Below are 25,309 nucleotides of genomic sequence, written 5' to 3'. Positions count from 1 at the left end.
CGGATTTGTGATATATTTGCAACGATATCTTTAACTGTTTTTATAAAATGGCAGAATCTACAATCATAACGGGACAATTTGTCCGCATTAGTCAAGTTCCCGCCAGCATAGGCGAGCGCATCCTGGCCCGTTTTATTGATTATGTTATTTTAATCTGTTACGTGTGGTCAACTATTTATGTTTTTTCTGCCATTAAGCTATTCGATCACTCTTCCGATCTGACTATGGGTATTATTGTAATCGTCTTCTATCTTCCGGTAATCTGCTATTCGCTTTTATGGGAGATGTTCAACAACGGGCAGAGCCCGGGAAAGAAGATTGTAAATATACGTGTGGTAAAATCAGATGGTACTGCACCTACATTCAGCGGGTATTTACTGCGCTGGTTACTTTATAATATTGATGTCACATTCACCGGAGGGCTGGGGGTAATCATCATTATCATCACCAAGAACAATCAACGATTGGGTGACCTGGCTGCCGGAACAATGGTTATTAAAGAAAAGAATTATAAGAAGATTCAGGTAAATCTGGATGAATTTAAATACCTCACGAAAGACTACCGCCCGGTATTTCCACAGGCAGCGGATTTATCACTGGAACAGATTAACGTGATTACCCGCACACTGGAAATGCGTACTTCGGAAAGGAGCAAGCATATAAAACAACTGGCAGATAAAATCCGCCAGTTATTATCTATTCAATCTAATTCGAATGATGAAGCGATGCTCAACACCTTGATCAGAGATTATCAATTCTACGCATTGGAAATCATCTAGCGGGCGGGCGGCAAGGTGCCGCTGCCAAGTTTCCATGCAAATTTATTCTACTTGTCCCAAAGAGTTTCCGTATTCCATTTCTCCCTGAACAACAAAGAGAATCTCTTCCGGATCAAATTTGCCCACTTCATCTTTCTCAGCTTCCTTTACGATATAGGCGGCTACTTCTTCCAAATCAATGTTTACATAACCATCTTCGTCGGGTTCAGCATCCAGAATACCGCTTTCAGCATAATACTCATCCATCAGGTCAAGGAAGTAATAGAGCTTATCGTCATCAAACTTCTCTTTTAGTTCCTGTGGCAGGTAGTTTTTGATGTATTCGATGGTCTTTTCATCGTCGGCATCACTCAATAAGAAATCATCTTCCAATCCCATATTTTTTATTTTTTTGAGTTATGAATTAAATCAGCGAATTGATTTTATCTGTCAAAACAGACTTGGTAACAGCTCCAACTTGTTTATCCACTACTTCGCCATTCTTAAAGAAAAGAATAGTAGGAATGTTACGGATTCCGTATGTTGCGGGCAGATCTGCGTTTTCGTCTACATCACATTTGCCTATAATTGCTTTACCATCATATTCAGTAGCAAGCTCTTCAATAATTGGAGCAATTACCTTACAAGGGCCACACCAAGGTGCCCAAAAATCTACTACGACCAGCTTATCGCCATCCAAATAGCCCTGGATGTTGCTGTCTGTAATTTCTAAAGCCATATTATTTATCTATTTTAAATTAAACATTCGTTTTCTTCTATACAAAGATAGTTAATTAATACGATATTCTAACTCCGGACATTCTTCCAAATAAGAAATCAGGTCTTTTTGTACGGAGAGTTTAACTGGGCGAGCCATTAAATCGACCGTCATATTTTCATCCGGATCAACGACTTTAAAGTATAACTCTGCATTACCGGGAGACGCTTTTATAAGAGTCGTCAACTCCGTAATCATCGCCGTATTCAGATCAGGAAGAGGTACAGTGATCGTTATTTTTTCGATCAGTTTCTCTTTAACATCCGGAAGCAATTCAATCGAGCTTACTTTCACTTCCATCTCTTCCGGTTTCCACCGTTTGCCCTGACACTTCGCCCGGACAAAGAGAAAAGTCCCCTCATTGAGGTAACCACTGAAATTTACCCAGTCGTTGCCAAAGAAAGCCAGCTCCGACGAACCGGAGAAATCCTCAATACGGGCAATTCCATAAGGATTTCCATTCTTTGCTATACCCCGGCGTACTGCTGTAACCATACCGCCAATCGTCAAGTCCTTTCCTGTCAGAGCATCCAGATCGGCCAGGTCAGCAACTTTGGTATTACAAACATGATTGAGGACGATTGAATATTCATCCAAAGGATGTGCCGAAAGATAGATACCAACCAACTCTCTTTCCCTATTCAAACGTTCGAGATCGCTCCAGCGTTCGGCCGGATAGATTTCCGGTGTTGCAATATCTACAACATTTTCTCCACCAAACAGTGAGTTAGCGGCGGCGGCTTTATCAGCCTGGTATTTGTTGCCATAACGCATTAGCACCTCAAGAAAGATTTCACCTTTAGGATTAGGGGCAAAGAATTGTTCGCGTTTGATTTCAGGAAAACTATCAAATCCTCCACCCAACGCCAGACATTCCATATTCTTTTTGTTGCACGCATTCAGATTGACACGTTGCACAAAGTCAAAGATTCCTTTGAAAGGACCATTTGCTTTGCGTTCATTTATAATGCATTCCACAGCACTTTCGCCCACACCTTTCACAGCCCCCAAACCGAATCGGATGTTACCGCCTTTATTGGCAGTGAACTTCAAATAACTTTCGTTTACATCGGGACCCAGCACTTCAATGCCCATGGACTTACACTCGTCCATAAACTTGGTAATTTCAGTGATGTTCGAGATATTCCGGCTCATCACCGCAGCCATATATTCGGATGGATAGTGCGCTTTCAGATAAGCGGTCTGATAAGCAACCCAGGAATAACAGGTAGCATGCGATTTGTTGAACGCATAGGATGCAAACTTTTCCCAGTCGCCCCAAATCTTATCAAGTTTCTTCGGGTCATGTCCATTCTTCCGCCCGCCTTCAATGAATTTGGGTTTCATTTCGTCTAGTTTTGCCCGGATCTTTTTACCCATCGCTTTACGAAGAGCATCGGACTCACCGCGGGTAAAGTTCCCCAGCAAACGCGACAGAAGCATGACCTGTTCCTGATATACTGTAATACCATACGTATCTTTCAGGTATTGCTCCATGACCGGTATATCGTACTCGATTGGCTTGCGGCCATGCTTACGCTCAATAAAGTCGGGGATGTAGTCCATTGGTCCCGGACGATAGAGCGCATTCATCGCAATCAAATCCTCAAAAGTCGTCGGCTTCAATTCGCGCAGGTATTTTTGCATACCGGCAGACTCGAACTGGAATGTGCCTACAGTTTTACCGTCACTATATAGTTGATAAGTTAATGCATCATCAATGGGAAATTCTTCCGGATCAAGCGTGATGTCGTGACTCAAGCGCACATTCTCTACGGCTTCCTTTATTATGGAAAGGGTTTTCAGTCCCAGGAAGTCCATCTTGATCAATCCTGTTTCCTCAATCACGGAGCCTTCATACTGGGTTACCAGCATCTTTTCGCCGGTTTCTTTATCATCGGCTGTACTAACAGGTACCCAATCGGTTATATCGTCGCGACAGATAATGATACCACAGGCGTGTACACCCGTACCGCGTATATTTCCCTCAAGAATCTTTGCATATTTGATGGTATCCCGAACTAAAGGATCAGGCGATGCTTCTGCCATTTGTAGTTCCTGTACATACTCAATGGCATTAGTCAGGTTAATCTTCTTATCGGGAATCCGGTCGGGAATCAGTTTGGCCAATCTGTCGGACTCGGGTAAAGGGAGTTTCTGAACACGAGCAACATCCTTTATGGCCATTTTGGTAGCCATTGTACCATATGTAATGATATGAGCTACTTTTTCGTATCCGTACTTTTCCGTTACCCACTGTAGAACCTGCCCTCGACCATCATCATCGAAGTCAATATCAATATCGGGCAAGGATATACGGTCCGGATTCAGGAAACGCTCAAACAGCAAGTCGTATTTGATTGGGTCAATCAGTGTGATTCCTAAACAGTAGGCCACTGCCGAACCTGCCGCCGAACCACGCCCCGGTCCAACCGAAACTCCCATTTCGCGGGCGGCAGCAATAAAGTCCTGTACAATGAGGAAGTATCCCGGGAAACCCATGGTTTTCATAATATGAAGTTCGAACACCAATCGTTCCCTCACATTATCTGCCAAAGGATCACCATATCTTGTCTTTGCTTTATCAAATGTCAGCTTAGCCAGGTAGTCTCCTTCGAGTTTGATACGATATAATTTTTCATATCCCCCCAGACTTTTGATCTTAGCCTTAGCTTCTGCCTCACCCAACACTACATTACCGTTCTCATCCTGAGTAAATTCATTAAAGAGGTCTTCTTCTGTATATTTCTGGCGATAGCCTTCTTCCGTGCCAAATTCTTCGGGAATGGCAAAGGTAGGCATGATAGGTGCATTATCAATGGTATAGTACTCTACCTTATCGCAGATTTCAAGGGTATTGGAAAGCGCTTCAGGAATATCCGCAAAGAGTTCGTTCATTTCTTCACGAGTTTTCATCCATTCCTGCTTACTATAATACATACGCTTGGGATCATCCAGGTCTTTACCCGTACTTAAACAAATCAAGCGGTCGTGAGCCTCAGCGTGCTCTTCGTTTACGAAGTGTACGTCATTGGAACAGATGAGTTTTATATTAAACTTTTTGGCATATTCAATCAAGTGCCTGTTTACATTCTGCTGTAAGGGATAAACCTCATGATTAGCATTTGGAACAGTAGCTCTATGTCGTTGCAATTCCAGGTAATAGTCATCACCAAAGAGATTCTTATACCACTGTATCGCCTCTTCAGCTTCCTTAAATTGTTCATTGGTGATTCGTTTAGGGACTTCACCTCCCAAACATGCCGAACAAACAATCAGTCCTTCGTGGTATTTTTCCAATTCTGCCCGGTCTGTTCTGGGACGAGAATAATATCCGTCTGTCCAGGCTTTGGATACCAGCTTCAACAAGTTATGATAACCCGTTTTATTTTTGGCCAGAACCACTAAGTGATACCCGCTCTGGTCGGGTTTTCCTTCTTTCTTATCCATTGAACGGCGGGCAACATACATCTCGCAGCCAATGATAGGCTTGAACAAGCGCCCTTCCGCCTCTTTCAATTGTTGCTTACACTCCGCAATAGCAGTTTCCAGGTCATCAACAACCTCTTTACCGCTCTCAAGTGCAGCCAATTTACCTTTCAGGCTTTTTATTTCTTTATTCGTACCTCCGTTTTTCTTAGAGGTATAATTATAGAATTCTTTGACACCAAACATGTTGCCATGATCGGTTATGGCAATCCCTTTCATGCCATCCTTCATAGCTTTATCAACTAACGCGCTTACACTGGCTTGCCCGTCGAGAAGCGAATATTGAGTGTGGACATGTAAATGGACGAAATCTTGCATATGGTTTAAACTCCTTTCAATTTAAGCCTATAAAATTACGATCTATGCCTGTACAAACAAAAACATTCATCAAAAAGTTATCAACACAACTCATTTCTAACTCCATTTACTTGTTTGCTTTTTAAATTAACTCTATTTTTGCATACAATTCTATATAATGATAAACATGGGTCGAAGACTAAAGAGATTAAGGAAAATACGAATACACCACGAAGGGACTAATATTCTAGTTGGAAGCCTTGTCTTGTTGTTAATTGTAAATGCTGCTATATATTGCGCTCTTCCGTGCAAAATCATATTTTATGTAACTGCATTAACCAGCATAGTAGTCTACTCTTTATTGGTAAACTTCTTCCGTTGCCCGATACGTTTATATGAACAGGATACAGAAAAGATTGTCATAGCTCCTGCCGATGGCAAGGTTGTCGCCATTGAAGAAGTAGACGAATACGAATACTTTAACGACCGCCGTTTGCTAGTCTCCATCTTTATGAGTCCGCTTAATGTTCACGCAAACTGGTATCCGGTAGATGGTACGGTAAAAAAGGTAGCGCATCAAAATGGTAAGTTCATGAAAGCGTGGCTACCCAAAGCCAGTACAGAGAACGAACGTTCTATGGTTGTCATCGAAACACCGGAAGGTGTAGAAGTTATGGCCAGACAGATAGCCGGAGCAATGGCCAGACGTATTGTTACCTACGCTGAAGTTGGAGAGGAATGCTTCATCGACGAGCATATGGGATTCATTAAATTCGGTTCGCGAGTAGATGTTTACCTGCCTATTGGTTCTGAGGTCTTTGTCAATCTGGGCCAAAAGACCACCGGCAATCAAACCGTTATCGGAAAACTTAACTAATCAAACTCCACTATTATGGCAAACTCACTTACCCGCCATATTCCTAACACAGTAACCTGCCTGAACCTTTTCTCCGGATGCATAGCCTGCGTCATGGCTTTCGAGTCTAATTATATATGGGCTGCATTCTTTATTATATTAGGCGCTGTTTTTGATTTCTTCGACGGAATGCTTGCACGCGTGCTTAATGCTCCATCGCCCATAGGGAAAGAGTTGGATTCCCTGGCCGATGATATCAGTTTCGGAGTCGCCCCTGCCCTTATCGTTTTCTCTTTATTTAAAGACATACATTACCCCGATTTCTTAGTTGGAATTAAAGAATACGTTCCTTATTTCGCTTTTGTTATTGCAGTTTTCTCTGCTTTACGATTAGCGAAGTTTAATATTGACGAACGGCAAACCAGCTCTTTCATTGGCCTGCCAACACCTGCCAATGCCTTATTCTGGGCTTCACTGGCTGTCGGAGCTTATGACTTTTTGACATCCCCACACTTCAATGCCATATATTTAATGTTATTAGTTATCCTTTTCTCCGGATTATTAGTTTCAGAAATACCAATGTTCGCCTTGAAGTTCAAGAACCTGACGTGGAAAGACAATAAATTCCGTTTTATATTCCTTCTGGTCTGCATTTTACTTCTTGCTTTCTTACAAATTGCAGGGTTCGCAGCATGTATTGTATGGTACATTCTCTTATCATTATTCCTTAAGGGAAAACAATAATCAACATTTCTGGCACGCTTATTGTTATCTTATTGTTTTTAACATTATAAGTTATTAGCCTATGCTCTCGTTCCTAGGATTCATTTTCTTCTTTGTCCTCATCATTATTGTTTTTGGACTGACTATTATAAGCGGAGTGCTCAGAGCATTATTCGGCTTTGGTAAGCGCAACTCATCTAACCGATCGACATCATCAAGCGACGGAACAAGCCATTCTACCCATGAAAACAAAAAAGGGAATGCACAAGACACTCCCAAACGTAAAAAGTTATTTGATGATGACGAGGGCGAATATGTAGACTTCGAGGAAACGGAATGAGTTGTGAGTTATGAGTTAAATTCCGCATGGCTAATTCAAAACTCTCTACGTCCCTGTTTGAAATTACCTTCAAAGGTATTCCCATCTTTATCTGTTTCTACTCCTCTTCCGTCTTTTAATCCATCAACGAAGCCACCTTCATATCGGGTACCATCGGAAAGAATCAGTTTTCCCTGACCATTGGGTTGATCATTATCCCACTGTCCATCATATACATCGCCATTGCTCCATCTGTATATACCAGCTCCGGAACGTACACCATTTACCCAATAACCATCATATTTGGTTCCTGACGCCCAGGTGAAGATTCCTTTACCATCCGGCAATCCGTCTTTGAAGTAACCAACATAGGTATCACCATTCACATCAAAGAAGGAACCACGTCCTGTACGTGTACCGTGCAGATAAGAGCCTTCATACCGATCACCGCTACTAAAGAAGAAAGTTCCTTGTCCATGTTGCAAGTCATTCTCAAACTCACCGACATATTTATCACCTTCTGCATATTCAAATGTACCCTGACCATTGCGGGTATCATTTTTCCATTGCCCCTCGTAACGTGAACCGTCATTCCAAACCATCAGCCCTTTGCCGTCCTTCCGGTCATCTTTCCATTCTCCAACATATTTGGTTCCGTTTTTCCAAACATATGTACCTTCGCCATCGCGCAGGTTCTTATCCCAGTTGCCTACATAATAATCTCCGTTGTGGTAATACATGCGCCCCATGCCTTGGCGGGAGTTCATAAACCATAAACCTTCATAGCGATTATTGTCAACGAAATACACGATTCCTTTTCCGTGGCGCTGATCTTGCAGCCAATCACCCTCATATCTTTCTCCATCAAAGAGGGTGTATACGCCATAGCCTTCCCGCTTACCTTTTATGTATTCGCCTTCGTATACATCGCCATTTTTAAAGAGTGTTTTCCCTTTGCCGTTAGGTTTGCCTTTACCGATTTCTCCGATATAGGTAGAACCATCTTTGAATGTATAAGTACCGATTTTGATTTCGTTCGAGAATGCGTCTTTCACTTTACCGAAAAATCCGCCATTGCTTTGCGCGTTAGCTCCTGCCTGACAACAGGTTATACAAATAATCAGAGTATATAGGTATTTCATTTTTCAACGTTTTGCCTGGAAGAATTCTTTCATTCTTCGGGAACATTCATCGGCCATGATTCCTGAAACGACTTCGGTCTTTGGGTGTAATGCCTCGGGAGCATAACGCTGATACCCGCGTTTTTCATCGGGAGTCCCAAAAATCAGCCGTCCTGTTTGCGCCCAGGCTATTGCACCGGCACACATGACACAAGGCTCTACTGTTACATAAAGTGCACAATCATTCAGATATTTTCCACCAAGTACATTGGCAGCCGCAGTGATTGCCTGCATTTCGGCATGTGCGGTAACGTCATTTAATGTTTCGGTCAGATTGTACGCACGGGCTATGATCCGCCCTTTACAAACAATGATTGCCCCAACAGGAACCTCCCCTTTTGATGCAGCCTTATCGGCTTCAATAAGGGCTTGCTTCATAAAGTAGGTGTCATCCATTACGGTCATCTTCGCATATCGTGTTCACCGAAGAGGGTTGGATAGTCCTCTTCCATATTTTTATAAACAAACATAAGGATAGTTTCGCGCAGCCAGCGTGATTTGTTCGTTATCTTGTATTTCTCCAGATAACGATCTACGATTTGTTGCTCATCTTCGCTCATCAAACAGGTCATTCGTTGCTGTCTTTTGGGTTCAGTAGCAGAAGCTTTTGCGCACTTTTTATCCCTCTTTCTCATATTACTTGCAAATTTACTTTTACTTCTCTAATTTCAAAGCATAAAAATGAGTAAATTTGCAAAAACTACACTATGGCACATCACAATACGTTAGGCGAAGCCGGAGAGAAAGCGGCGGCGGAATATCTGGAGAGGTCCGGTTATCACATCCTTCACAGGAATTGGCGTAAAGGACATCTGGAATTGGATATTGTGGCATTGAAAGATGATGAGTTGATTGTAGTAGAGGTAAAAACCAGAACCGATACGGTGTATAAACTCCCTCAGGAGGCTGTTACTCTACAAAAGATTAAGCGTACGGTGATAGCGACTGATACGTATCTGAAAATGTTTCGGATTGATGCTCCGGTACGGTTTGATATTATCAGTGTAGTGGGGAGTGAAGGGAACTTTAAGATAGAGCATATACAGGAGGCGTTTTACCCTCCGATGTTTTAAGTTTTGCTGTAAGGCATAAGTCGGTAAATCCACTTCGTCATTGCGAGTTGCCACTATATTAAAATATAGAACCATTTGATAATGACAATATCCACCCCCTGCCCCCGCCAGCGGGGGATACGATGCCGCAGGTATCCCCCGCTGGCGGGGGCAGGGGGTGGATATTGTCATTGGTAACGCAGTGAAGCAACCCAGGCTGTGTATGATTAATTTATGAGTTGGATTGCTTCGGGTAAACCCTCGCAATGACGTGACGAAATAGACTTATGACACACCCTCACAACATAGTGTGAAAACCATTTTCGGGCGGTTCGCGAACCGTCCCTAAAATTTAAGATTATGAATATAGAATCTGTTAGAGAGTATTGTTTAAGCAAGAAAGCTGTCACCGAATCTTTTCCTTTTGATGACACCTCACTTGTAGTCAAGGTGATGGATAAGATGTTTGCTTTGATTGATCTTGAATCGGCTAATAAGATTGCATTGAAATGCGATCCGGTATACGCACTTGAACTACGCGATAAATATAATGGAATAGAAAGTGCTTATCATTTTAATAAGAAATACTGGAATCAGGTTTTCTTCGATCAGGATGTAGACGATAAACTGATAAAGGACCTGATTGATCATTCCTACGAAGAGGTACTCAGGAAGTTTACCAAGAAGATGCGTGCCGAGTATGACGAGCTTTAAAGCAGCACTTCCTGTTATTTATTTGCCGGAAACAGATTCTACGAGTAATTATTTAACGGCACTCTCTACAAAAGAAAAGCTTGAGGAGTTTACCGTTATCAAGGCTGATTACCAGACAGCAGGGAAAGGGCAACGAGGCAATAGTTGGGAATCAGCAAAGGGACAGAACCTATTATTCAGCATCATTTTATACCCGAACTTTCTGGAGATACGGAAACAATTCCTGCTATCTCAGGCTATAGCATTGGCTATCAAGGAGGAACTGGATACGTTCTCAGATGGTTTCTCCATTAAATGGCCCAATGATATATACTGGAAGGAGCAAAAGATCTGTGGCATACTTATTGAGAATGATCTGTTAGGCAGTTCTATTCAGAAGAGCATTGCCGGAATAGGTATTAATATTAACCAGCAACAGTTTCACAGTCAGGCTCCCAATCCGGTTTCGCTATGGCAGATTACAGGAAAGGAACATGATTCCACTGCCATTCTGAACGGAATTATCCACCGGATTATGGATAATTATGCGCTTCTAAAAGAGGGGGAAGCGCAGGAAGTCAGTGAATGTTACCATCAATCGCTATTCCGGAAAGAGGGTACACATGCTTACAGCGACCATTCGGGTGAGTTTATGGCAAGCATTGTCTGTGTTAAGCCGCAGGGCACGCTTATACTGAGAGATCTGGACGGGAAAGAAAGAGAGTATGCATTCAAAGAAGTACAATACTCACTTACACCCTCAGATAAGAAGTAACAGCTAGTACACGGATCGCGCAGTCATCCCCTCTCCTTTGGAGAGGACCAGGGTGAGACTGTATTTAAACTATGCCAAAACCTCTTTGTGTTTACCAAACTTTTATATCTTTGTATAATTAACCCAGAAAAACACACTTGCTATTGCGATCCAATGAAAAAACCATGAGGTACATACTTACACTTGTTTTTTTATTCGTTCTTGTTCACTTTTCGTTTTCGCAAAGCGAGAAACAAATGGTGAGCGATTCTTTTACCTATCAATACCTCACCACCAAAGAAGGACTTAGCAACCAACGGGTATTCAATATTATAGAAGGACAAAACGGCATGATTTGGATATCTACCAAATCGGGAGTAGACCGTTATGACGGGCGCAATGTAAAGAACTACAACCTGTTCGGGGAGGATATTATTGAAGACGGCTCCGGCCGGATCATCCGCTTGATCCGGGATAGTCATAACCAACTGTGGGCGTATACCAATGCTGCTAGGATTTTCAGATATGATCCTGTTTGCGACAGGTTTAACCTGGAAATTGATGTAACAGCACTCGTCGAAGAAGGCATTTCATTGAACGATCTATATATTGACGAGAAAGACAACTTCTGGATAGGTCTCAAAAACGGTCTCTTTTGTCTGCGCAAAGGCATCGGCATCATTAACCTATTGAACGATAAATGCGTAAACACCCTTACCTACTCACCCACCACCCGGAAGATGTACGTTGCCACAATGGAAGGGCTTTACGAACTTAGTCTATCGGACCAGAAGCTCACGGTATTGTTGTCTGGGGGTAATATCCAATCTGTTTTTTATGACACCACCACCGCATTGCTTTGGATAGGAAGTTTCAATGATGGCATTTCTATAATGGATACCCGCACCAACCGCTTCCGGCTTTACCCTCAGCTAAAACAGTTACCTTCCCTACCTTACCGCGCTATCACTCCTTATGATTCGGAAACGTTATTATTGGGCATAGATGGTGCAGGAGTTTATGCCATACGTCGCGATGTTTCAAGTGTGTGGAGTTTTGCAAACGCTAACCAGGAAGAAGACGGTAAACTTAACGGAAACGGAATTTACGCCATCTACAAGGACACTGCAGCCAACCTATGGATTGGAAGTTATACGGGAGGCGTCACCGTGGCTAATCCAAAGACATACTCTTTCGAAATCATTCAACACGAGTATAAGAATCCGCAATCGCTGATTAACAACCATGTAAATGCCATTCTCGAAGACCACGATGGCGACCTGTGGTATGCCACAGATCAGGGAATCAGTGTGTATATCGGGCAAAGCCACACATGGAAACACTTCCTGAAAGAAAATGTATTTCTCACGTTATGCAGCGACAATCAAGGAAATGTGTGGGCAGGCGGATACAGCACCGGTGTTTATTGCATAAACAAAAACACGGGAATACGGAAACACATCGCAGCCGAACAGGCGGGCACCCTGACCACTAATTATATATATTCCATAGTTAGAGACGAAGACGGCGAGCTCTGGTTTGGAGGTATGTACGGCAACCTCATTAAATACACTCCGCCAGGTAAGGACCGGAAAGAGTCTTTCACCTATTACAACATCGACCTGGTTAACTCCATAAACATTGTAAACCGCGACACGATAGCTATTGCCACAGTCAACGGATTTTACTTATTAAATAAACACACCAGGATATTTAAGCATTATTTTTCCGAACCCAGATTGGCCGGCACTAAAAGCAATAGTTTCATTTATTCCATGTACTTTGCCACACCCAACCAGGTGTGGTTCAGCACAGACGGAGGCGGCATCAACCTTTTCGACCTCACTACTGAACAGGCAACAACCTACTCTACCGCCAACGGGCTCCCATCCAACTATGTTTACGCCATACTGCCCGACCGGGAAGGGCGGCTATGGCTTAGTACCGACAAAGGGTTGGCCTACATCGACCCCTCCCACGCCTACGAAATCACCAACATCGGTTTTCTGGAAGGACTGGCCAATGAATTCAACTTCATGTCCTACACCCAACTCAAAGATGGAAGTTTTGTCTTTGGAAGCACCAAAGGAGCGGTTCACTTTCACCCCGATCACTTCAGCAAGCAGATATACAAAGCACCACTACACTTTACCTCCTTCGAGGTACCCCAAAAGTCGCATACCGACGGCACCAATAAGCAGTTGCACTTCAACCGCACATTGCAGGAGGGAAAAGAAATTAACCTCAAGTATAATGAAAACTCGTTTCTCATTTCCTTCATATCTGTTTCATACCAATATCAACAGGATATCCGGTACACGTATATGATGGAAGGGTTCGACCAGCATTGGAGCACCCCGAACGAAGACCTGAGTGTAAGATACACCAACATCCCCCCCGGGAACTATGTGTTTAAAGTAAAGAGCATGAGCGAAAACGGCAAGAATACGCTCGACGAGAAAACACTCCACATCCACATAGCCCAACCCTACTGGAACACCCTCGCGGCCTGGATTCTATACATTGCACTATTTCTTGGCGTTACGTATTTCGTGTGGAGATTCTTTGCCAACAAGATGGAGAAGAAACACTTTTCCGATAAAATTCAGTTCTTCATCAATACAGCCCATGACATCCGCACTCCGGTAACACTCATCATGGCACCGCTGGGCGACCTGGACAAAGAGAGCAGCCTGTCGGACAATGGAAGGAGGTACTTACAGATTGCCCAGAACAATACCGAGAAACTCTACAATTTAATTACACAACTATTAGATTTTCAGAAAACAGACACAACAAGTACAGGCCTGAAAGTATCCGAGTATAACGTTCAGGCCTACCTGCGCGAAAAGGCCATCAATTTTCAGTCGTTATGCCACAACAAACAAATCCGGCTGCAACTCGAACTGCCCGAAGAACCTTTATACCTTTGGCTGGATAAAGATAAAGCGGATAAGATATTCGACAACCTTCTTTCTAACGCCATAAAGTACACCACTCCGGGTGGAGAAGTAATAATGACCGTTCGCCATAACGATAAAAAGGTATTTGTAGAGATAAAAGACAGCGGAATTGGTATCCCAAGAAAAGCTCAGCAGTACATTTTCTCCAACTTCTACCGGGCCGAGAATGCCGTAAACTCCAAAGAAACCGGAAGCGGTATCGGGCTGTTACTCACCCGTAGATTAATGAAGCTGCATAAAGGAAAAATCTCGTTCACAAGCGTAGAGAAAGAAGGCTCGACTTTCCTGGCAACCTTTCGGAAAGGTCACAAGCACCTGTCCAGGTACATTCAGGTTGATAAAGGACAACCGCAAAACACACTGAATTCAACAGTGAAAGACGCGCATGTACCTCATCACCCGATAACGGAAACAGGAAATAGTATTGAAAACGATCCCTCCAAAACACGGATCATGGTGGTAGAAGATAATGACGAACTGCGCTTCTACCTAAAGAAAACATTCGAAAACAAGTACCAGGTCATTGACATGCCCGACGGTGAATCGACTTTGGCCTACCTGGCTGATAAATCGGTGGAACTCATCATTTCGGACATCATGATGCCAGGTATACAAGGCGACGAGCTCTGCCGAAGGGTGAAAACCGATTTCACCACCTCACACATCCCCGTGATTCTACTCACCGCCAAGACAGAAAAAGGTGCCATCCTGCAGGGGCTGGAAAGCGGTGCCGACGATTACTTAACAAAACCTTTTGACACCGAAATACTCAAAACCAAGGTCTGGGGCGTGTTGAACAATCGCAAAATCATGCGCGAATACTTCCTCAACCATACGTTGGAGGCATCGGCCAGCAATCAAGAAGAAGAGAAATGTCTGGATCAAATGTCCGACATGGATAAAGCATTTCTGGATCGTTGCATAGCGCTGGTGTACGATAATATTTCGAGTCCCGATTTCAGCATCAATACCCTTTGCCGTGAGGTGGCACTGAGCCGCACCATTTTTTACGAGAAACTGAAATCGCTGACCGGCCAGGCACCCAATGAGTTCATCAAACTTATCCGCATGAAAGAGGCAGCCAACCTCCTGCAACAAAACGTACCGGTACAGGATGTGGCACTGAGAATAGGGTTTACGGATGCCAAGTACTTTAGTACAGCTTTTAAAAAACACTATGGGGTTTCTCCAAGTAAGTTTGTGCCATAACCCTTTGTGGTGCCTGTCCACCTTCTTGATACTTTCTCTACCAGAAAACAAGGCCGAACCATATGTTTGGGATGCCCTAGGCAAACCAGTGGGATGTCGTAGTGATACCAATGGGATGGCAACGACCTTTTTAAATCAATAAAAGAAGGGATCACTTCCTTTGATTTAATCCGTTAACCCATTAGTTTTGCAACCACATTCATACACTTTACTCACCCCTTTAAATTTGATTACCATGAAAACCAGATCAATTGTTGCCGTTTTCCTCCTTTTCATCTTAGGTGGATGCTCGCAAAAAACAAGTTCTACAAAAACAGAATCAGAAGCCAGAACTCCCTTTAAAGATGAAAAGTTCTCCACTACTCCTCAGGTCATTCCTGGTGATGTATATTGTGCATATTATGATTTTGGTGGTGAAGGGATAGCCTATCATGATATTGACACAACGAACAACGGAAGTGGCTCTCTCAACCCAATTGATGGTAGTTATCTGCACAGTTTCCGCGTAAATGAAGGAGTCGACATATCATATACAAAAGCCGAATGGGATATTTCAGAATACAATAAAGTTGAAATGTCTTTAGAGCTTCTTTATGTGGGCTGGACGGAACCGGGAGAGTGGATAAAATACACGGTAAACGTCAAACAATCCGGCACTTATGCCATAAGCGTACTCTATACCTCCAACCAGGGAGGGGAGATTTCTATTACGGCAGATAACAGCAGCAAGTCTGTAACTATTGACATTCCTTCTACATTCGATGGGGCCGATCCTAACACTACCCGTCAGTGGCATCATTGGAACAGAGTAACAGGCGAAAAGCCCCTTACCCTTTCCGAAGGTGTTCAGACCATTACACTGAAAACAGAAAAAATAGGGCAGATGAACTACGCAATATTAAGTTTTGAGCCTGTACAATAAGCCACTATATTAAAAGAAACTGTCTCGCGGTGGAATAATTCTTCTTTTGGCGCGGATTGGGCCGATTGCACAATTTACAGCGGTATGTCGTTGCAAACTGTGCGATCCGCGTAATCCGCGCCGGATTATATCATAAAATTAGTGGAGTTTACACATAAACTTGCCTCTCTGCAACTGTTAAACGTTAGAATTTAAACCCCAATCCGTCAGTTTTCAAACCTCTGATTAGGCTAATAATCTGTAATATTGCTTTCGGGATTAAGCCGCGTAGCCTCCGAATAAGCTGCACAGTTATTCCACTTGTTAAACCAAACTAATAATAATGAAAAACCTATTTACTTTATTTATCGTATTGTGGAATGCTACATCCCTTTCCGCCCGGGAAGTTCCACTGGTTTCTAACATTTTCGATCGCGAGAACATCAGCCTTAACGGTAAGTGGAACTATGTAGTAGACCCTCTTGAAAACGGATATTACGATTACCGCCTAATGCCTCTGAAGAACGGTTTCTTCAAAAATCAAAAGCCTCAAAACCCGCAGGAACTGATCGAATATAATCTTGATGCGTCGCCTCTGATGAATATCCCATCCGATTGGAATACCCAGAACGATCAACTCTTTTTTTATGAAGGAACCGTTTGGTTCAAGAAAGATTTTGAAGTGCAGAAAGAGTCGGGCAAACGATATGTATTGTATTTCGGTGCAGCCAATTACGATACGAAAGTATATGTAAATGGTTCCAAGGCAGGAGAACATGTAGGCGGTTATACCCCCTTCAACTTCGACGTAACGGAACAAATCACCAGTGGCGCTAACTTTGTCGTAGTAAAAGTGGACAACAAACACCATCGCGACAATGTGCCTACCGTTAATATGGACTGGTGGAACTATGGCGGCATTACGCGCGATGTGATCCTGTCTGTATTGCCCGAAACGTACATCGAATATTATAACATCCAGCTACTCAAAGGAGTACAACAACAAATTACCGGTTGGGTGAAACTGAACCATGCCATTGCCGGACAACAAATTACGGTAGAAATCCCCGAACTGAAAATTAAACAGGAACTAACCACCGATGTTGAAGGCAAAGCTTCGCTGAGTGCAAAAGCAAAACCGGTTCTATGGTCGCCCGAAAATCCGAAACTATACCAGGTACTGGTGAAACATAACAATGAACAGATTACCGACGAAATTGGTTTCAGAACCATCGGAACCAAAGGAAAGCAAATCTTGTTGAAGACTTCTATAACCGTAAGGGACTGATCTCGGATAGAGGAATAAAGAAAAAAGCGTTCTTCGTAATGCAGGAGTATTATAAGAAAAAACAAGAAGAGTATAAGAATAAATAATTCAATAAACCACAGAAATGATGAAACAACGTTTAATCTTATTTTATTTTTTAGCGCTTATCGCAATCGGAAGTAAAGCGCAGGAAGCGTTAACGTCCGATCAATTCAACCCTGCCGGTTACTCATTGGTTTGGCAGGAGGAGTTTAATGATGCCCGTTCAACTGATGGCAGACCAGTGCTACCTGATACATCGCGCTGGTACTATGAAACCGGAAACCACGGCTGGGGAAACAATGAAATCCAGAACTACGTACCCACCACTCACGGTACAGATACATGCGCCGTAATTACAGACGGCACCCTGAAGATCATAGCCCAAAAGAGTGGAGACGAAGTTATTTCCGCCCGTTTGAATACCTTCGAAAGCTGGACGTATGGATACTTCGAGGCTCGTCTTAAACTTCCCGGAGGTAAAGGCACCTGGCCGGCTTTCTGGATGATCCCGAGGGACTTTGAAACCTGGCCCGATGATGGGGAAATTGATATTATGGAAGAAGTCGGCGTTCGTCCCAACTGGACATCATCCGCCGTTCATTGCGCCGCATACAACCATCGCATAGGCATTCAAAGAAACGGAGAACAATACGTACCAACCGCCGAATCGGACTTCCACGTATATGGTTTGGAGTGGACTCCCGAATACATCATGGGATTTGTTGATGGGAAAGCACATTTCATCTACCGCAATGATAAAACAGGCAATAAAGCAACCTGGCCGTTCGATAAGCCATTCTTTCTTAAGCTAAATCTGGCTTGGGGTGGCGACTGGGGTGGTATGAATGGTGTAGACGATACCGCATTGCCGGCTGTTTACGAAATTGATTACGTCAGGGTTTATCAGAAAACACCTGTACCGATGGTTACACTTAATAATGGTATACAAATGCCGGCACTCGGTTTCGGGACAAGTCCTCTGAATGGTTTAGAAGCCGAAAATGCCGTAGCCGATGCCATTTCATTGGGTTACCGGCTGATTGATACCGCCAACATATACAGCAACGAAGAGTCTGTTGGGAAAGGCATCAAGAAAAGCGGAATTGACCGCAAAGACCTCTTCATCACCACCAAACTATGGGTAGACGACATGGGTTATAAAGCAGCCAGAAAAGGTTTCGAAACATCGATAAAGAAACTGGGGGTAGACTACGTTGACCTTTATCTGATTCACCGTCCACGCCCACACAAAGATATAAAAGGTTCGTGGAAGGCAATGGAAGAACTTTATAAGGCGGGAAAAATCCGTGCAATCGGTGTAAGCAATTTCAGTACAGAACAACTTAACGAATTACTGTCCTATGCCGAAATCAAACCTGCAATCAATCAAATTGAGACCAGCGTTTTCTTCCAACAGTTTGAGGCTCAGAAAGATTTGAAAGAAATGGGTGTACAAATGGAAGCATGGTCGCCCCTGGCAGCTGGTCGTGGCGACATATTTAATAACCCTGTGCTTGTAGCCATCAGCAAAAAGTACAATAAAAGCACGGCCCAGGTTGCTTTGAGATGGATTATCCAACGTGGAATCATCACCATTCCCCGGACAACAGAAAAGGCGTATATGCTGGAAAACCTGAATATATTCGACTTTGAATTGGATGATACCGACATGAAACAAATTGCCACACTGGACCTGAATACAACTCAGTTTCCCGAATGGGAATAGATAAAGTGAAATCCGTTAGTTTTCTAACCTATTTCGTTAGTTTTCTAACCCGGTTCCCGTACCTCACAGTCTATATTTGCCTTTGATTTAATCACAATCTAATAATTATAAATATGAAAAAACAACTCATTCTAATTCTAGGCCTGTTGCTATTCATTCCCTTTTATGGATATGCAGAAGATGCAGTAAATCTTCGCGTTACCCAACAGACTTCCAAGGTAAGAGGTGTAGTGAAAGACGGACTTGGCGAACCGCTTATCGGGGTCAACATCCTGGTGAAAGGCACTACAACAGGAGTCATTACCGACATTAACGGAGAATTTAATATTGAAGCATCCAGAGATGCAGTGATTGTTGCAAGCTACGTTGGGTATACAAGAGCAGAAGTAACAGTTGGCAATCAAACCTACCTGTCCATCACATTGACCGAAGACAGCAAGATGATCGAAGAGGTGGTGGTTACCGCCTTAGGCATTAAGCGCGAAAGGAAAGCCCTGGGTTATGCACTCAGTGAGGTAAGAGGAGATGAACTCGAAAAAGCCAAAGAAATCAACGTAATCAATGCTCTGGCTGGTAAAGTACCCGGCTTGGTGGTTAGCCAAACGGCTGGTGGCGCTTCGGGTTCGGCACGTGTTATTCTGCGTGGTAGCACCGAGATGACTGGAAACAATCAGCCTCTGTATGTGGTTGACGGCGTGCCTTTGGACAATACCAACTATGGTAGCGCCGGCACATCCGGCGGGTACGACTTGGGCGACGGGATTTCGAGCATTAACTCCGACGACATCGAAAGCATGTCTGTACTGAAAGGTCCTGCCGCTTCGGCACTTTACGGTAGTCGCGCCAGCCACGGGGTGATTCTTATCACCACCAAAAGAGCCAACGATAAGGAAAGATTCAGCGTAGAATATAACGGAACGCTGACTTTCGACACACAGTTGGCCAAATGGGATGACCTACAGGAGGTGTATGGTATGGGTAGCAACGGAGTCTACAATATTGACGCCGTATCCAATACCAACAAAAGCTGGGGAGCAAAAGCCGATGGGACAAACATGTTGAAATACTTCGACGGTGTGGAACGTCCGTACCTTATTATACCCGACAATACTTCGGGATTCTTCCGCACCGGTCTCACAGCCACCAATACCGCCACTGTTAGCACAAACAATGGCAATACAGGAATGCGCTTTACATTCACGGATATGCGGAATAAAGATATCGTGCCACAAACCAATATGAGCCGTGATATCTTCAATCTACGCGTCAACACCACGTTGTCTAAAGTAGACTTAGACCTCAGCGCCAACTATACACGCGAGGACGTGAAGAATCGTCCGGCACTGGGTGATAGCAAATCTAACATCGGAAAGAACCTGATGACGCTCTCTACTACGTATGACCAAGCGTGGCTCAAAACCTATCAGGATGCAAACGGTAACTATTCCAACTGGAACGGCATGGACCCTTACAACGTGAATCCTTACTGGGATATTTATAAGAACTCCAACAACTCCAAGAAAGACCAGTTCCGTTTCAACGGTAAAGCCGTTTGGAACATCACCCCACACCTGAAGCTACAAGGAACCATGGGTGCCAGCCTCAACTGGTTTTCCTTCGAGGATTTTAAAGCCCCTACCACACCCGGTTTTGAAGCCGGACGCCTACAGAACAGTAACTTCCGCAACCGTATGTATAACTTTGAAGCGCTTGCTCTTTACACCAACAGTTGGGGCGACTTCGACTTCAGCGCCACCCTTGGCGGAAACGTTTACAAGGTGAACAACCTGACCACCGTTACCACCGCGCAAGATATGCAGATCCGCGATGTAGTGGCCTTAATGAGCTTCAACGAAATCAGCATAGAGCAGAACAGCTACCGCAAACAAATCAATTCGGTTTACGGAGCCGTTAACCTGGGATGGAAACACCTGTTGTACTTCGACACCACCCTGCGCGGTGACCAATCATCTACCCTGCCCATCAGCAACAATATGTATGTTTATCCGTCATTCTCGGGTAGCTTCGTATTCTCCGAACTGACTAAGCTGGGCGACATCATGCCATATGGAAAACTGCGCATGTCGTGGGCACAAGTAGGTAGCGACACTGACCCCTATCAGTTGGGATTGGTTTACAGCAAATCCAAGTTTACGTATCCCGGCTACACCATCGGTTATATTCACAACAACACCATTCCCAACAAGGATCTGGAACCAACGAAAACCAATTCATTCGAAGTAGGTTTGGAGATGAAATTCCTGAAAAACCGCGTTGGTCTTGACGTTACTTATTATACACAGACTAGTAAAAACCAGATTATGAGTATGGCCAGTTCCTGGGCATCGGGTTACACTTATCGTCTCATCAACGCTGGTGAAATAGAAAATAAAGGTATAGAGATTGCGCTCAACACACGCCTTATCCAAACCAAAGACTTTTCCTGGGACTTGAACCTGAACTTCTCGAAGAACAGTAACAAAGTGAAGAAGCTTGTAGACGATATGGATATGTTTGAACTCGAAAAAGCCAGCTGGCTCGATGTACAAGTAGCCGCCAAGGTGGGCGAGAATTTCGGCTCCATCGTAGGTCCCGACTTCAAGCGCAATGCAAACGGTGACATTCTTATTGATGCACAAACCGGATTGCCGGAATATGACAAAAGCAACCATGTATTGGGTAACGCTTCATGGGACTGGACGGGAGGTGCTACCACTACCCTGACCTACAAAAACCTTTCGCTTTCGGCTATCTTTGACGTAAAGGTGGGTGCGGACCTCTACTCCATGTCGGCCCGTACTTCCTACGAGTCGGGCAAGAGCAAAGAAACCCTTGTTGGACGTGAAGAATGGTATAAGTCAGAAGAACAGCGTAAGGCAGCCGGTATTGCCAAAGGTTCTGAGTCATGGACTCCGACAGGTGGTTTTATCGCTCCCGGTGTAATTGACAATGGCGATGGCACCTATCGCGCCAACGACATCTACATCAATCCCGAAGATTACTGGATGAATGTAGCCCGTAATGCACCATCTATGTTTATTTACGACAACTCCTATGTAAAGTGTCGCGAAATAACACTTAGCTACACCGTACCCAAACCATGGTTAAAGAAAGCTGTTAAAGGACTTACACTTTCATTTGTTGCCCGTAACCCATTCATCGTATGGAAGAATATTCCTAACATTGACCCGGACTCCAACTACAACAACACTACAGGTATGGGACTGGAATATGGTTCGTTGCCATCGCGCAAGAGCTATGGTTTCAATGTTAATGTTAAGTTCTAAAGAGACCTCAAATTTTAACTCATTTATAAAGAAGATATACAATGAAACATTATCAATCATATATCACAGCCATACTGGTGGCATGTACCTTGTTCCTGGCTGCATGTAGTGACAGTTACATGGAAAGCATGAACACCGACCCGTCGAAGACTCCCAGCATCGACCCCAACGCACAGCTCACCACAGCACAGTTGCAAACGTATGGTGACCTCGGCATGGTAGAGATTCACCGCAACTATCTCTACGCATTCAGCCAGTACCTCATGGGATGTTGGAATACCACAAATTATGGCGGACGCCATACGCTGGACAACAGCGAAATGAGTCGCATCTGGACATCATACTACCCAACGGCTATTAAAAACATTGTCGACGGTCTACACCAAACCACCGATGATGCCGAACGGGTGAACATCCATTCCGTACTCCGCATATATAGGGTTTATATGATGTCGATCATTACAGACATTTATGGAGATGCACCTTACAGCCAGGCCGGTAAAGGATTCCTTGAAGATATATTTACTCCCCGCTATGATACGCAAGAGGAAATATACAACGACTTCTTCCTTGAACTGAGCGATGCGGCTGCAAGCCTGGATGCCAGCAAGGACAAAGTAACAGGTGACGTCATCTTCAATGGCGACCTGGCAAAATGGAAAAAACTAGCCAACTCGCTTCGCCTGCGCTATGCTATGCGCATCTCCGAGGTAACCCCATCAAAGGCTCAGGAAGAATTTGAGAAAGCACTACAAGCCGATGGTGGCATCTTTGAAAGTGCCGGCGACGACGCGCTTATCAAATACATGGAAATTGCATTTACTTTTGGCCAGGAAGCCTATTCCGACTATCGCGGCAATGCTATGTCACAGTTACTCTTCGGTAATGACCCTGCCAACAACCCCAGCTACCTGTGTTCTACGTTCTTCAACCAGCTCTATAACAGTGGCGACCCGCGCACGTTCAGCATAGCACGTTGTTATTACGACCAGCTCATGAGTTCCACAAGCACCGACGGACGTATTGACCTGACGGATGAGATGATTGCCAAGAACGTAGCCTTCCAACCACGCGATCCGGGTGCTTATTCCTGGGAACCGTGGCCAACAGGATATGACAGTGATATCTTGACAGAACTTGCGGTAAACAATCCTTCAATCACACCTAGCGTAGCCCGCGAAACTGAGCCCAAACTGGCCAATAACTTCCTTAAAGGAAACAACCCCGGTGTGGTGATGACGTCGGCTGAAGTGAAATTCTTACTGGCCGAAGCCAAGCTAAAGAACTGGAGTGTTGGGAGCGCATCCGTTGCCGACCTTTATGCACAAGGTGTACGCGCAGCTATGGACTTCCTGACCGCCAATTATGGTTGTCCAGCCGTATCAAGCGAAGATTTTAACGAGTTTATCCAAAACAACGGCATAGGTTATACCAACGAACAGAAAAAGGAAGCCATCAACACACAGGCATGGATTCTGCACTTTACCAATCCGAACGAAGGTTGGGCTAATGTACGCCGTTCGGGCTATCCAAAGATGCAATCGCCCGAGGCTTATGGCTTTGGCCAGTTCCTCACCGGTGGTACCGAGATCCCTGTACGCTTGTGCTATCCTGTACTTGAATCGTCCTACAACAAAGAAAACTACAACGAAGCATTGAGTCGTATGGGCGGCACCGATAGCTGGCATACGTCAGTGTGGTGGGACAAATAAATGATGGAAGAATGATAAACATTAACTAAGATTCAATATGAAAAAGATATATTTTATGCTACTTGCCATGCTGGCTGTAGGCTTTACATTCACAGCATGCAGTGACGAAGATCCGTTCTCGACGGCTACTGCCGATGACGAACCGAGAATCATAGCCCCCACCTTCCCCGACCGTGTAAACGGAGCCCTGGCTACAGTGGCCAACATTAACCGGGATACGAATCTGGAAATAGAGCTCACGGTAACACCAGCCGATTATACCACCGTTGTGTGGCTTATTGACGGTGAGGAGGTATACACAGGAACCAATCTTGATATCAGCCTCCAGGCCGGTACGTACAATCTCAAAGTAACGGCTTCGACCGAAGCCGGCAAGTCGACTTACCGGGAAGGCATTGTACAGGTAAACCCGTTGCCCAACGACCCGTGGTCGCCGGAAGTAGGCCTTGAACGCATTATTGTACCGGGTGGAAAGGGACGTTTTTACGGAGATAAGCTTGACCTGGTAGAAAGCATCATTATTGAAGGAAAGACTATCAGCGCCGTGTATGTGGAAGATCCGGAGGAAGGAACATACGTTGAATATGATGTGCCTGGCGATCTATCGGATGGTAAACATCGCGTAATCCTTGTAGATACGGAAGGTTATATGTATGGCGCCAACACAGTGAACGTTACCAGAAATGCCCTGATCACTTCGGGAGCCGACCGCACAAAAGCGGGCGCAGTGTGGACAATGGGTGGTCTCAACCTGGATCAGATTGCCTCGCTAACCATTGCCGGACAAACCATTACCGAGTTTGCACAACAATCGGCTACAGAAATTACAATCACCTGTCCCGAACTAGCCGACGGAGAGCACACAATGGTGGGTAAAACGAAGAGCGGAAACAGTGTGGAATTCTACCGAAAAACCATCAATACGGAGCACACGTTCGTTGTTTCTTCAAAGACTGTGCTTTGGGAAGGCCACCACTACGTATCGTGGGATCTGCCCGAGGGTGACCCCAACAGAGTCTTCAACCTGATTGGACAGGATGTATTTGCTGCAATGTTGCCTGGCGCCACATTAAGCATCAGCTATTCGGTAGCCCCCGAAGCAGAGTATCATAAACTGGAAACCCGGACTGCCCACTGGACGGTTCTGCCTGGTACTGATGCGGTAGAATTCTCGGAAGATGGTGAGACAGAGGTACAACTCACACAGGAAATGCTAGACCTGATTATGGCGCAAGACGGATTCATCTGTGTAGGCCACGGTTATTATATCGATTTGGTAACTGTAGATTAACACATAAAGAA

At 44.3% G+C, this 25,309-nt stretch carries 19 protein-coding genes and 1 pseudogene; 14 read left to right on the top strand and 6 right to left on the bottom strand.

All coding sequences use genetic code 11. The features are described 5' to 3' along the window. Positions 1 to 47: 47 nt before the first annotated feature. A complete protein-coding gene (locus D0T87_RS13720) occupies positions 48 to 779 on the top strand; it encodes an RDD family protein (RefSeq protein ID WP_163175704.1) in 732 nt (243 codons plus the stop codon). A 42-nt stretch (positions 780 to 821) separates the two neighbouring features. On the opposite strand, the gene D0T87_RS13715 is transcribed toward D0T87_RS13720, so the two are convergent. The 3 genes from D0T87_RS13715 to dnaE are packed head-to-tail and all read right to left on the bottom strand — an operon-like array spanning position 822 to position 5,343. Beyond that, entirely contained in the window at positions 822 to 1,157 is a 336-nt protein-coding gene (locus D0T87_RS13715; RefSeq protein WP_163175703.1) for a hypothetical protein, read from the bottom strand. 25 nt (positions 1,158 to 1,182) lie between these two features. After that, positions 1,183 to 1,497, bottom strand: coding sequence for a thioredoxin (gene trxA / locus D0T87_RS13710; RefSeq protein ID WP_163175702.1), 315 nt, complete (start codon positions 1,495 to 1,497; stop codon positions 1,183 to 1,185). A gap of 51 nt (positions 1,498 to 1,548) precedes the next feature. Further along, positions 1,549 to 5,343: a DNA polymerase III subunit alpha gene (dnaE, locus tag D0T87_RS13705; protein WP_163175701.1), complete on the bottom strand. Its 3,795-nt coding sequence runs from the start codon at positions 5,341 to 5,343 to the stop codon at positions 1,549 to 1,551. Positions 5,344 to 5,509: 166 nt separating this feature from the next. On the opposite strand from dnaE, the gene D0T87_RS13700 reads away from it, so the two are divergent. The 3 genes from D0T87_RS13700 (at position 5,510) to D0T87_RS13690 (ending at position 7,241) form a co-directional block, all read left to right on the top strand. After that, positions 5,510 to 6,199: a phosphatidylserine decarboxylase family protein gene (locus tag D0T87_RS13700; protein ID WP_163175700.1), complete on the top strand. Its 690-nt coding sequence runs from the start codon at positions 5,510 to 5,512 to the stop codon at positions 6,197 to 6,199. Positions 6,200 to 6,214: 15 nt separating this feature from the next. Further along, positions 6,215 to 6,922 (top strand): CDP-diacylglycerol--serine O-phosphatidyltransferase, encoded by a 708-nt coding sequence (gene pssA / locus D0T87_RS13695; RefSeq protein WP_163175699.1) that lies wholly within the window; start codon positions 6,215 to 6,217, stop codon positions 6,920 to 6,922. Between the two features lie 61 nt (positions 6,923 to 6,983). Next, positions 6,984 to 7,241, top strand: coding sequence for a DUF4834 family protein (locus D0T87_RS13690; RefSeq protein WP_163175698.1), 258 nt, complete (start codon positions 6,984 to 6,986; stop codon positions 7,239 to 7,241). A 41-nt stretch (positions 7,242 to 7,282) separates the two neighbouring features. On the opposite strand, the pseudogene D0T87_RS13685 reads toward D0T87_RS13690, so the two are convergent. The 3 genes and pseudogenes from D0T87_RS13685 to D0T87_RS13675 all read right to left on the bottom strand — a co-directional run. Beyond that, positions 7,283 to 8,362, bottom strand: a pseudogene (locus D0T87_RS13685) (phosphatidylinositol-4-phosphate 5-kinase); the annotation flags it as partial. Between the two features lie 3 nt (positions 8,363 to 8,365). Next, entirely contained in the window at positions 8,366 to 8,806 is a 441-nt protein-coding gene (locus D0T87_RS13680) for a nucleoside deaminase (RefSeq protein WP_203558686.1), read from the bottom strand. Further along, a complete protein-coding gene (locus tag D0T87_RS13675) occupies positions 8,803 to 9,036 on the bottom strand; it encodes a hypothetical protein (protein ID WP_163175696.1) in 234 nt (77 codons plus the stop codon). Before D0T87_RS13675 ends, D0T87_RS13680 begins: the two co-directional genes overlap by 4 nt. Before the next feature lie 72 nt (positions 9,037 to 9,108). On the opposite strand from D0T87_RS13675, the gene D0T87_RS13670 reads away from it, so the two are divergent. From D0T87_RS13670 to D0T87_RS13620, 10 genes are all read left to right on the top strand, one after another. Then, complete coding sequence (locus D0T87_RS13670) at positions 9,109 to 9,474, top strand: YraN family protein (protein ID WP_163175695.1); 366 nt, start codon at positions 9,109 to 9,111, stop codon at positions 9,472 to 9,474. A 339-nt stretch (positions 9,475 to 9,813) separates the two neighbouring features. After that, positions 9,814 to 10,167, top strand: coding sequence for an MmcQ/YjbR family DNA-binding protein (locus D0T87_RS13665; protein ID WP_163175694.1), 354 nt, complete (start codon positions 9,814 to 9,816; stop codon positions 10,165 to 10,167). Continuing rightward, positions 10,154 to 10,921 (top strand): biotin--[acetyl-CoA-carboxylase] ligase, encoded by a 768-nt coding sequence (locus tag D0T87_RS13660; protein WP_163175693.1) that lies wholly within the window; start codon positions 10,154 to 10,156, stop codon positions 10,919 to 10,921. Before D0T87_RS13665 ends, D0T87_RS13660 begins: the two co-directional genes overlap by 14 nt. Before the next feature lie 164 nt (positions 10,922 to 11,085). After that, complete coding sequence (locus D0T87_RS13655; RefSeq protein ID WP_163175692.1) at positions 11,086 to 15,072, top strand: two-component regulator propeller domain-containing protein; 3,987 nt, start codon at positions 11,086 to 11,088, stop codon at positions 15,070 to 15,072. A 235-nt stretch (positions 15,073 to 15,307) separates the two neighbouring features. After that, positions 15,308 to 15,994 (top strand): carbohydrate-binding protein, encoded by a 687-nt coding sequence (locus D0T87_RS13650; RefSeq protein ID WP_163175691.1) that lies wholly within the window; start codon positions 15,308 to 15,310, stop codon positions 15,992 to 15,994. Between the two features lie 322 nt (positions 15,995 to 16,316). After that, positions 16,317 to 17,261, top strand: a complete 945-nt coding sequence (locus tag D0T87_RS13645) for a sugar-binding domain-containing protein (protein ID WP_163175690.1) — start codon at positions 16,317 to 16,319, stop codon at positions 17,259 to 17,261. Between the two features lie 103 nt (positions 17,262 to 17,364). Continuing rightward, positions 17,365 to 19,008, top strand: coding sequence for an aldo/keto reductase (locus D0T87_RS24975; protein ID WP_304521306.1), 1,644 nt, complete (start codon positions 17,365 to 17,367; stop codon positions 19,006 to 19,008). A 113-nt stretch (positions 19,009 to 19,121) separates the two neighbouring features. Further along, a complete protein-coding gene (locus D0T87_RS13630; RefSeq protein ID WP_163175689.1) occupies positions 19,122 to 22,295 on the top strand; it encodes a SusC/RagA family TonB-linked outer membrane protein in 3,174 nt (1,057 codons plus the stop codon). A 41-nt stretch (positions 22,296 to 22,336) separates the two neighbouring features. After that, the gene (locus D0T87_RS13625; protein WP_163175688.1) at positions 22,337 to 24,007 is read left to right on the top strand and encodes a SusD/RagB family nutrient-binding outer membrane lipoprotein; all 1,671 of its coding nucleotides are present in this window, start codon (positions 22,337 to 22,339) and stop codon (positions 24,005 to 24,007) included. A gap of 37 nt (positions 24,008 to 24,044) precedes the next feature. After that, entirely contained in the window at positions 24,045 to 25,298 is a 1,254-nt protein-coding gene (locus tag D0T87_RS13620) for a hypothetical protein (protein ID WP_163175687.1), read from the top strand. Positions 25,299 to 25,309: the final 11 nt, after the last annotated feature.

Source organism: Bacteroides sp. 51 (assembly GCF_010500965.1).
Taxonomy (GTDB): Bacteria; Bacteroidota; Bacteroidia; order Bacteroidales; family Bacteroidaceae; genus Bacteroides.
The sequence above is the reverse complement of the archived record's forward strand: the minus strand, read 5'-3'. Positions and strand labels throughout refer to the sequence as shown.